This is a genomic window from Aeromicrobium sp. WCS2018Hpa-31 (assembly GCF_031843905.1).
Classification (GTDB): Bacteria; Actinomycetota; Actinomycetes; order Propionibacteriales; family Nocardioidaceae; genus Aeromicrobium.
The window spans coordinates 1-1,059 of record NZ_JAVTJF010000023.1; the positions used below are offsets into that span (position 1 = coordinate 1).

2 protein-coding genes are annotated in these 1,059 nt (G+C 71.4%); one reads left to right on the forward strand and one right to left on the reverse strand.

The genetic code is table 11. The annotated features are described in order from the left end of the window. Positions 1-119: 119 nt before the first annotated feature. The gene (locus RQG84_RS18065; protein WP_311211182.1) at positions 120-482 is read right to left on the reverse strand and encodes a DUF192 domain-containing protein; all 363 of its coding nucleotides are present in this window, start codon (positions 480-482) and stop codon (positions 120-122) included. Positions 483-654: 172 nt separating this feature from the next. On the opposite strand from RQG84_RS18065, the gene RQG84_RS18070 reads away from it, so the two are divergent. After that, positions 655-861 (forward strand): hypothetical protein, encoded by a 207-nt coding sequence (locus RQG84_RS18070; RefSeq protein WP_311211183.1) that lies wholly within the window; start codon positions 655-657, stop codon positions 859-861. Positions 862-1,059: the final 198 nt, after the last annotated feature.

The following is a 1,059-nucleotide window of genomic DNA, read 5'->3' on the forward strand; positions in this document are numbered from 1 at the left end:
AACGGGGAGGAAGCGCACCGCGCTTCCTCCCCGTTCGCCATGTCCGGACCCTCTCGTGGCCGCGACACCGAGCTCCAGGTGCCGGCACCGAGGGGCGACCCGCCGGCCCGGGGCGGGCCTCAGTCGTCGGACGAGGCGACCTGGACCGAGCTGCCTGCGACGAGACCCCACTGCTCGAACGCACCGGCCTCGGCCTCGATCACCGAGCGGCACCGGAACCGCACCGCACTGAACCGTCCGGGCGGCATCGTCTGGACGTGGAGCACCCGACGGTCGCGATCGACGAGTGCCACGTCGATGGCGAAGCGCATCCGCATGGTGTGCACGTGCCGGCAGGGGTCGAGCCAGAACGCCCCCGCCACCGCGTCGCGACCCAGCAACCCCTTGCTGCGGGCCCGGGTGGACGTGGCGCGCTCGAGCGGCGCCACGCCACGGCCGTCGACGAGCAGGCGCACCTGCGGGCTCTCTCCACCACTGGTCATGGCACGACCCTAGGCCACGCGGGACGGGTGACGGGTCGGGCGGATCTGGGTCCGGTCCGGGTCTTCGGGCCCATGAACGACCACGACCGGGCGGCATACGTTTCTGGTGTCAGCAGGACGCAGCACCCGCCGACACCACGACCACCACTCCCCCTCACCCTCAGGAGACACCATGTACACCAAGGCACTCGCTCTCTACAGCACCGTCCTCGCCACCGTCCACGCTCCCCGCGAGGAGAAGGGCCAGGGCACCCTGGAGTACGTCGGCATCGTCGTGATCGCCGCCCTGCTCGTCGGCGCCATCGTCGCCGCCATCAACCCCGGCGACATCACCGCCAAGATCCAGGAGAAGATCTCCGAGATCCTCAACGCCGGCTGAGTCCAGCCACCCCCGAACGGGGAGGAAGCGCACCGCGCTTCCTCCCCGTTCGCCATGTCCGGACCCGTCCGCGGCACCGATCTCGAGGTGCCGGCACCGAGGGGCGACGCGCTTCCTGCGAGTCCCGTCCTCTGCCCGGGTGGCGGGTCGGGCGGATCTGGGTCCGGTCCGGGTCTTCGGGCCCATGAACCGGGGCCA